The 10,301-nt window shown below is 66.4% G+C and carries 2 protein-coding genes and 1 pseudogene; 1 reads left to right on the top strand and 2 read right to left on the bottom strand.

Annotated elements, in window-relative coordinates:
- Positions 1–36: 36 nt before the first annotated feature.
- A pseudogene (locus tag SM191_RS18780) lies at positions 37–516 on the bottom strand (IS5/IS1182 family transposase); the annotation flags it as partial.
- A gap of 30 nt (positions 517–546) precedes the next feature.
- Entirely contained in the window at positions 547–681 is a 135-nt protein-coding gene (locus SM191_RS18785; protein WP_341507539.1) for a hypothetical protein, read from the bottom strand.
- A 286-nt stretch (positions 682–967) separates the two neighbouring features.
- Here SM191_RS18785 and SM191_RS18790 point away from each other — a divergent pair, with 286 nt between their 5' ends.
- A complete protein-coding gene (locus SM191_RS18790) occupies positions 968–9,916 on the top strand; it encodes an autotransporter-associated beta strand repeat-containing protein (RefSeq protein WP_341507540.1) in 8,949 nt (2,982 codons plus the stop codon).
- The last annotated feature ends 385 nt before the right edge of the window (positions 9,917–10,301 follow it).

Genomic DNA, 10,301 nt, shown 5'->3' on the forward strand with positions numbered 1-10,301 from the left:
AGGCACAGTTCGCCGTCATCTTCGGCGAACGCTTCATCAGGGCCATGGCGGCGTAATGTTCATCCGCCCGCCCGCACACGAAATTCCTGACACTCCCCCGGCCGGCCGTCGGGCAGCGCGCGCTTTCGCGAACTTCAGCGTCCAGCGCGCGTCGGTGTCCTTCTGCGCCGCCTTCGCTGGCTCGTCCGGCCAGATTTCCACCGCGCTCCTGCCCGCCTTGATCGCGTCCCGCTCGACCGCGGTGTTGCGCTGCTTGGGCGCGGCCACCAGCGTGGCGTCGACGATCTGTCCGCCCATCGGCAAGTAGCCCCGCTCACGCAGGGACCGGTCGAAGGCGGTGAACAGCGTGTCGATCACGCCAGCGCGCGTCAGCTTCTCGCGGAACAGCCGGATCGTGTTCTCGTCCGGCGTCGGCGCACCCAGCTCAAACGGTCGGATCAGGAACTCCATCCGCGCGTCGCTCACCTTGTTCTGGGCCGCCACGATCGGGATCTTGAACATCGCCACCGGATCGTAAGGCGGCCGACCGCCCTTTGCCCCGTCGCCCTACGCCAGCGCCTTCTCCAGCGCGGGCCGGAACATCTCGAAGTCCACCACCCGCGCCATCGCCTCAAGCGGATCGCCCCAGTCCGACAACCGCTTCAAATGCTCCGATAGACCGAACAATCCCGCCTGACGCATCCGCCGCCTCCCGCCCTCAGGCGCCGTGAACCGTCTCCAGCCGCTTCACGCCAAGGTTATTGGGGGTGCCCATCTTTCTATGTTTGATAACTTTAAAGAAAGGTCGTTATCACCATGAAATAGTTGGTTACAATATTTCTGATATAATTTTAGCGAGCATGCACACACGAAATTAAGAATTTCAAATATAGTATCGCCCGGTGCCATATGCTAGGCAGGAAGCGGTTCATGCTTCGTGTTGCGTAATATCGGGGGGTTAAGTCACGTGAAAAATCGGGTAAAATTGTTGGCATCGACCGCGCTCGCAATGGCGACGATCGGGGGGACCGGCGCGCAGGCGCAAACCACGACTGTGGTTAATGACGGCGCGGGCGGCAATGGCTTCATCGTTTCCGCCAACGTTTCGGCCGGGGCAAATCCGACCGTCCTGCCGTCCACCACTACGATCGGCAGCGATGGCCAAACCACCGTCTACACCAATTACAACACCGAAGGTGGAGCTGGCTCGGGCGGCGGTGGCGGCTTCGGCGGCGTGTTCTTCATCGACAGCGGGTCACGGTTGACGCTCAACAACGTCAGCTTTTCCAGCAACACCACCAAGGGCGGCGAAGGCGGTGGGGCGCCGATCTTCTCGGTCGCGCCCAAGGTCTTTTCGCTGGCCACCAATAGCGCCGATGCGGCCGCGGTGCAGCTGTATTTCCCGAAGGTGACCGCCAGCTACGACGGCACCCACCTGCGCATCACCGGCTTCACGCTGGACAATGAGAATTCGCTGATCGGCGTCGGCGCGGGCGTCGCGATGGGCGGCGGCGCGATTGGCGCAACGATCAGCGCGGTCACCGTCGACAATGATGGCAAGCAACACGTCTCGCTGGCGCAGCCGTACACGCTGGACTCCAGCAGCGTCATCACCGCCTCCTATCAGGCGGCCCCCGCGAACGGCGACCCGGCGGGTTATTACGTCACTCCCGGCACGATCGACGCCGCCAAACTGCTGCCGGGTTCGGTGGTGTACGGCAATGGAGTCGGCGCCGGCGTAACCGTCAAGAACGTCACCTACGACAGCAACCAGAAGGTCAAGAGCTTCACGCTGTCGGACGGCTCGACCGGTGCGTTGAACGTCGCAGTGTCGTCGGCGACGCAGTTCGACATCACGCGCTTCGCCGCCTCGATCACCCCGCAGCTGTCCAACGTCATCACCCCCCCGTCGGGCGGAACCCTGGCCGGGTTCGAGGTCGGGATGACCGTGACCGGCAACGGCGTTCCCGCCGGCACCACCGTCACCGCGATCGACGAGGCGACCGGCGCGCTGACGCTGTCGAACGCGGTCGACCTGAACACCGTCACCTCGTTGAAGGCGGCGTCGAACCCCATCGTGTCGAACAGCGGTAACGCCGTGGTGAAGGTCAATTCGACCAACGGGATGCGTGTCGGCCAGAAGATCAGTGGTCAGGGCATCGCCGACGGCACGACGATCACCGCCATCAACGGCGACGGCACGATCACGCTGAGCGGCACGATCGGCAGCGAAGGGCTGAACGCGATCAGCAAGGGCAAGATGCTGATAACGCTGAGCCCGGTCGCCAGCATCGACACCAACGCGCGCACCGTGACGCTTGTGTCGATCAGCGGGATGAAGGTCGGACAGGTATTGTCGGGTGACGGGGCGATCCCGGCCAATGCGGTCGTCACCGCGATCGACGCCCAGAGCAACACCGTCACCTATGCCATCAACCCGGCGGTCGCCAACCTGGTCAAGGGTGGCTCGATGAACGCGATCGTGTCGACCGGGACGGTCGGTTCGAACGGTGGTGGCGGGCGCACCGGCAGCAATTTCAACGCGATCCTCAACGATGGCGAGGGTTCGGTCGGCACCAACGGCTATAACGCCGGGGCGGGCATCGCCGCGGCGGGCGGCAACGGCGGTTCGGGCGGCGCCGGCAGCGGCGGCAAGCCGGTCAACACCGCGATGGTGATCGACACCGTCAATAACGGCATCGAGGTCGGGCTGAAGGCCGCGGAGGTCGCGGGCGCGCTCGCCACCTTCCCGCCGGGCGCGGCGCTGTCGGCGGCGCTGGCGGTCGAGACCGCGCGCGCGGGCGTGCTGCTCGCCAAGTCGATCGCCGATCTGGTGACGTGGAACATCGACATGGCTAACGGCAAGGTCGCGTTCGGCGGCGCCGGTGGTGCGGGCGGCACCGGCGGTGCGGGCGCGACCTTCTTCGGCGGCGGTGCCGGCGGCGGGGGCGGCTCGGGCGGCGCGGGCGCGTTGTCGATCACCGACGGCGGTGCCGGCGGCGCGGGCGGTGCCGGCGGTGCCGGCGGCTTCGGCGCGGGCGGCGGCTCGGGCGGTGCTGGCGGTGCGGGTGGCTCTGGCGGGCAAAGCCTAGACGGCGCGGCGGGGGCGGGCGGCGCAGCCGGATTCGGTGGCGGTGTTGGCTCCTCGAACGGCCAGGGCGGCGGCGGCGGCTCCGGCTATGGTGGCGCAATCTTCGTGCGCGACGGCGGTACGTTGCAGATTAACGGCAATGCGCTGTTCGACGGCAATGCGGCGCTGGGCGGTTCCAGCAACAATGGCGGCGCGGCCGGCGGTGCGGCGGGCAGCGACCTGTTCATCATGCGCGGTTCGACCGTCATCCTGTCACCGGGCGCGGGCAAGACGATCACCTTCAACGGCACGATCGCCGACGACAGCGCGGCCAGCATCGGCAACACGTCGATCGCGGCAGGCTATGGCGCCGACATCACGATCGCGGGTGGCGGCCTCGTCCGCTTCAATAACGTCAACACCTATACCGGCAACACTCGCCTGCAGGGCGGCACACTGCGTGCCGATGACGGCGTGGGCATCAACGCCAACAGCCACATCCTGTTCGAGGGGCAGAGCACGATCGGCGGCTCGACCGAGCTGGCGACGGCCAATGCCGGCACGCTCCTGACCTCGGGTACGGTGACGCGTCGCGTCGGCGTTCAGCCGAACCAGGTGTCGTGGACCGACGTAACCAGCACCGCAGGGGGCAGCGGCGGCTTCGCCGCGCTCGCCAACGGCCTGACGCTCAACTTCGGCTCGTTGAACGGCGGTCAGGGGCAGGACCTCACGTGGAACTCGGGAGGGTTCGTGCGTACCGCCGACACCCTGGTGTTCGGATCGGACGCCGTGGACGCGACCGGCGCGGTGCGGTTGATGAACAACATCAACCTGAACGGGCTGGACGGCAAGGTCGCCGTCTATGACAATCTCGGCAGCACCGGCGACTTCGCGCTGCTGACCGGCAATGTCACCAACGGCTTCCTGACCGCCAACAGCACCAACTACAGCGGCAGCCTGTACCTGACCGGGCAGAACACGCTGCGCGGCATCACCGTCAACAGCGGCGCGGTTTCGACTAAGCTGAACGATCTGTCGGGTCGTTTGATGGATGCGGTCAACGGCGGCTATGCCACCGTCAATGGCGGCACGCTGCACCTCGCCAATGCCGAAAAGCTGAACGCCGTCACCGTCGCCAGCCAGGGCATGCTGCTCGCCGATGCCGCGGTCAGCACCGCCGCGATCGTGAACGCCGGCACGATCCGCTTCGCTTCGAGCGCCAGCACCGGCGGTATCAGCAACACCGGGCGGATCGTGTTCAACGGCACGACCACGGCCGGCAACATCCTGAACGACCAGGCTGGCCTGCTGCTGCAGAACGCCGACCTGACGGCTGGCATCGTCACCAACAATGCCAGCTGGGCGATGAACGGCGCGATTACCGCCTCGGGTGCGGTCGCCAACAATGGCCTGCTGACCGTCACCGGTACGCAAACGCTTCAGACGCCAACCTTCACGGGTAACACCAGCGGCGGCGTGCTGCTGGGCGGTGTCGATGGCACGGCGGGATCGCTGACGATCGACCAGTCGGGCACCAGCACCTATGCCGGTATCGTCACCGGCGCGGGCACGCTGACCAAGGCCGGGCTGGGTACGCTGACGCTGACCGGCGCCAACACCTTCACCGGCGGGCTGGCGATCAACGGGGGTACGATCGACACGACGGGCGGCGGCACCTTTGCCGATACGATCGACGTCTCGGTCGCGCAGGGCGCCAGCTATCACGTCGGCACGGTTGATACGATCCGTAACCTCACCAACGCGGGTGTCACGATCGCCCACGCGGCGTTCGGCGTCGCGGCGGCGAACAACAGCGGCTTCATGCGCGTCGACAACGCCTTCCTGGCGACCGGCGACGTGACGAACGGTGGCGAACTGCAGATCGGCAACCAGGCGGTCGCACATCTGCAGGGCGCGCTGTCGAACACCGGTTCGGGCGTCATGCATGTCGGCGGCCAATTGCTGGTCGACGGCACGGTTACCAATGCGACGAATGCGAGCATGACGCTGTACAGCGGCGGTGCGACGCAGTTCGCGCGCCTGGCGAACGCCGGGTTCGTGCTCGCGAATCACGCGCTGATCGTCACCGGTGCGGTCGACAACGCCCAGAACGCCACGCTGAACCTGGATGTTGGTTCGACCCCCTGGCTGGGCAGCGTGAGCAACGCGGGTACGGTTACCACCGCCTCGGCGCTGACGGTGGCGAATGCGGTCGACAATGGAGCGACCGGTACGATCGCGCTGGGCGCGGCGGCCAGGATGGGCAGCCTCGCCAACGCCGGCACGATCACCGCGACCGACACACTGACCGTGGCGGGCGGCTATGCCCAGAATGCCGGCTCGCTGACCACCAACGCCAATGTCGCCACCGGCGCGTTGTCGGGTGCAGGTGGTGACATCGTGCTCAACGGCGCCAGCCACATGCTGGTGAACCAAGACGTTGACGGCAGCTATGCCGGCACGCTGTCGGGCACGGGCACGCTTACCAAGACGGGTGCTGCGACGTTGACGCTGGCGGGTGCGGCGAACAGCATCGCGCCGAGCACGCTGACCGTGGCGCAGGGCCAGGTGATCGCCGCGAACGCGGACATCTTCGGCCAAGCGCTGGCGGTGGCCGTCTCGGCGCCGGGTACACTGTCGGTACAGGGCGATCAGGCGATCGCCACGCTCGTCAATGACGGCGTGACGCGTCTCAACGCGAACCTGACCACCACCGGCGGCACCGTCAACAACGGCGGGATCGCGGTGACGGGCACGCAGACGCTCCACACTTCGACCTTCGCGGGCAATACCGGTGGCGTGGTCGCGGTCGCCGAAGCGGGGAAGCTGACGATCGACCAGTCGGGCACCAGCACCTATGCCGGTATCGTCACCGGTCGAGGCGCGCTGACCAAGATCGGCGCGGGTACGCTGACGCTGACCGGTGCCAGCAACTTCACCGGCGGTTTCGCGATCGACGCAGGTGGCATCGACACGACGGGCGGCGGCACACTGGCCGATACGCTCGACATCGCGGTGGCACAGGGGGCGAGCTACACGGTCGGCACAAACGACATCGTGCAGAACGTCACCAATGCGGGCCTGCTGACCACCAATGCCGATTACGGCGCGGCGTCGTTGATCAATAGCGGCACGGCGCAGGTCAATGCGATCCTTGCCACCAGAGGCGACGTGACGAACAGTGGGCAGCTCGACCTGGCCACCACCTCGGCAAGTCGCGTGATGGGCAAGCTGGTCAACACCGGCACTGTCAATGCGGCGGGCGCGCTGGTCGTCGATACCGACGTCACCAACGCGGCGAACGCGCTGCTGTCGATGACCAACGGTGGGACCAGCCAGTTCGGCAGTCTGACCAACGCCGGCACGGTCAAGGCGGCGCATTCGCTGGTCGTCGTGGGGGCAGTCGACAATGCCGCGACCGGTGCGATCACCTTCGCCTCCACTTCGGCGCCGATGCTGGGCAGTCTGACCAACGCGGGCACGATCGTCGCCAACGACGTAGTGACCGTGGCGGGCGGCTATACCCAGAACGCCGGCACGCTGACCGCCAACGCCAATATCGCGACCGGCACGTTGTCGGGTGCGGGTGGTGACATCGTGCTGAACGGCGCGACGCAGATGCTGGTCAAGCAGAGCGTCGACGGCAGCTATGCCGGCACGTTGTCGGGCACGGGCACGCTCACCAAGACCGGTGCGGCGACGCTGACCCTGGCGGGTGCGGCGAACAGCATCGCGCCGAGCTCGCTGACCGTGGCGCAGGGCCAGGTGACCGCCGCGAACGCGGACATCTTCGGCCACGCACTGGCGGTGGCCGTCTCGGCGCCGGGTACACTGTCGGTACAGGCCGACCAGACGATCGCCACGCTCGCCAATGACGGTCTGGTGGCGCTCAACGCCGATCTGACTACCACTGGCGGGACGGTCAACAACGGCCAGACCGTGGTGACCGGTAATCGCACGCTCCACACCTCGACCTTTACGGGCAACGCCAGCGGCGTCGTCACGCTGGCCGATATGTCGGCGCTGACGATCGACCAGTCGGGCACCAGCACCTATGCCGGCATCGTCGCCGGTGCGGGGATGCTGACCAAAGCGGGTGCGGGCACGCTGGTCCTGACTGGCGCGAACACCTTCACCGGCAGCTTCACGATCGCTGCAGGCAATGTCGACACGACGGGCGGCGGCACCTTCGCCGACACGCTGGACGTAAGGGTGGCGCAGGGTGCGGCCTACACCGTCGGCACCGCCGACATGGTGCGCAACGTCACCAACGCCGGCTCGCTCACCGCCAACGCCAATTATCGTGTCGGCACGCTCACCAACAGCGGGACCGCGCGGTTCGACGCCAACTTCGTTGCGCTGGGCGACGTGACCAACACTGGGTCAACCACTGCGGCTTCGACCTTCGCGGCGGGTGGCACCGTCACGAACGCGGCAAATGCAACGCTGTCGTTGAATGGCGCGGCGTCGATGGCCAGCCTGGCGAACGCCGGGACGGTCACCGCCGCCTCGATGTTCGGGGTGAGCGGCGCAGTAAGCAACGCCAGCGGCGGTACGATGACGCTGGCGGCGGGTTCGGCCCCGACGCTGGGCAGCCTCGTCAACAGCGGTACGATCGTCGCCAATGACACGCTGACGATTGCGGGTGCCTACCAGCAGAATGCGGGTTCGCTGACGGCGAACGGGGCGATGTCGACCGGCTCGCTGTCGGGTGCGGGCGGCACGATCACGATCAACGCCAACCGCCTGACCATCAACCAGACGGTCGACGGCACCTATAACGGTGTGATCGCGGGCACCGGTACAGTGACCAAACTAGGTTCGGCGACGCTGACGCTGGCTGGCGCGGTTGACAGCTTCGCACCGACGTCGCTGGCGATCGAGGCGGGGCAGCTGACTGTCGTCAATGCCGGGCTGCTGGACAAGGCGCTAACGGTGTCCGTCGCGGCGCCCGCCACGCTGACGCTGCAGGCCAACCAGACGATCCGCGACTTGACCGGCGCGGGTACGCTCAACATCGGGGCCAGCACCCTGACGCTGGCCACCGGCGGCAACTTCACCGGCAAGGTGAACGGCACCGGGCAGATCGCGCTGACCTCGGGCGCGCTTGACCTGAACACTGCGGGCACCGTGTCCAGCGGCACCTTCGCAGTGCAGCCGGGCAGCACGCTGAACGTCGGCAGCACCACGACGCTGGCCACTCAGACGCTGAGTGCATCCAACAGCCGGATCAATCTGGCGGGTGCCGCGACGGCGACCATCACGACGGTCACCGACAACAGCACGCTGCACCTCGGCAACGGGCTGGCACTCAACACCGCCGGCTCGACGTCCGGTCAGCTCACCAGCACCACCACCCTCGTCAATGGCGGTGGGCAGCTCACCGGCAACGGCTCGGTCAGTGGTTCGACGATCGTGGGCGGCGCAAGCAAGGGCGTGGTCGCACCGGGTAACTCGCCGGGCGTCATGACCTTCGCGAACCTGTCGTTCGGCGACAATGCGGTGGCGGCGATGCAGATCGACGGCAATGCCGGGCCGGGCGTTGCGAACGGGTATGACCGTATCGTCGTGACGGGTAAGCTGGCGCTGTCGGGCACCTCGGTACTGGCCCTGGACAAGAGCGTCCCCGCGAACAGCTACGAGCTGCCGCTGGGCACCGCGATCCAGATCTTCCAGTTCAAGCCGGGTGCGATCAGCGGGTCGTTCGGTTCGGTGACGAAGGCGAACTTCGGGCAGAACTTGGCCTTCAACCTGTCGAACGGCACCGTGATCGGTATGGGATCCTACACGCCGCAGACGCTGTCGGATGCCACCGCGATTACCGCCAGCCAGAAGGGCGCACTGGCCGCGATGCTGGTCAAGACAACCGGCGGGGTGCCGCAATATTATGGCGGCAACCTCCTCCAGTCGCTGGCCGCCAATGTCGCAGGCGGACGCAACGCGACGCAGGCCAGCTTCGCACGCTGGTCGCCCGATGCCTATGCGGGCATCAGCGACGGGATGCGCGCGTCGATGATCGACGGTCTGGTCGAGGTGAGCGATTACGACACGCTCACCCCGGGCAAGAGCGCGATGACCGGCGACATCCATGGCGGACAACTGCGCGGGCTGGAGCGTGACGGTTATGCACATAACCGCTTCCGCGACACGACCTACCAGATCGGTGTCAGCCACGACCTGTCGATCCTGCGCGCCAATATCAGCTATGCGCATTCGGAAGGCGGCTTCCGCAGCACGAACATGAACGCCAAGCTGAATGGCGAGCAGTTCGGGCTGGGCGTGTCCGCGCCGCTGACGGGCGACCAGGCGCTGCGCCTGATCGGTCGGGTCGCCTACGGCACCTACAAGGCTGGCGGCACGCGTGGCGTCATCGGCGGCACTGCGCGCTTCCATTCGGTGGACGGGAACAGCTTCGTCTATGGTGGCGGCTTCGGCTACTACAAGCCGTTCGGGCGCGCCGTGCTGAGCGGGTCGGCCGAGGTGCTGGGCATCAGCCAGACGGTCGATGCCTTCTCGGAAAGCGGCGAGGCGGGGCTGGATCTGTTCAACATCCGTCGCCAGCGTCGCGACGGTGCGATCAGCCGCCTGAACGCGCAGGTCGGCTATTCGGTCACCCCGAACGCGCTGACCTTCGTGAAGGTGGGTTATGTCCACGAATTCAAGAATGGACTGACCCCGATCACGGCCGATGGCGCGATCGACCCGATCAGCGTGACCATGACCAATCCGGGGCTGGCGCGCGACCGCGTCAACGCTGGGGTTGGCGCACAGGTCGACGTCGGTCAGGGCGTGCGGATCGGCCTGGACGCAAGCGCGGGCAATTACGAAAGCTACCGCATCGGCGGGAACGTCCGCTTCCGCTTCTGATGCGATCCAACCGGTCGGGCGAGGCCACGACCGGTCTGGAAAAACTGACGCCCGTTGCCTCCTCGATGGGAAGCAACGGGCGTAGGTGTTTGAAGGCGCTGGAGGAAGAGAACGTCCGGTTGAAGCGGCTGGTGGTGAGCCTCAGCTTGGACGAGGATATGCTTCAGGACGTCATCCGTCGAAAAATGTTGGGCACGATCGAACCCGAGAGATCGTCGGCTAGTTGCAGGCGATCTACCAGGTCACCCATCGGCTGTCTCGCGAACTCGGGCCGCAGCTGCCTAGGTGTTTGATCCCGGCATTTGATGGTGCATTATCGGGGCAAGCCTGGAAGGATGCGCTATGGGACAGGTTCTACACGGGAGCGCCCGGACGACAGAGGCAG

Source organism: Sphingomonas sp. 2378 (genome assembly GCF_038084995.1).
GTDB lineage: Bacteria > Pseudomonadota > Alphaproteobacteria > Sphingomonadales > Sphingomonadaceae > Sphingomonas.

Coding starts and splice junctions, on each gene's coding strand:
- SM191_RS18785 (WP_341507539.1), bottom strand. CDS start 681: ATGCGTCAGGCGGGATTGTTCGGTCTATCGGAGCATTTGAAGCGGTTG.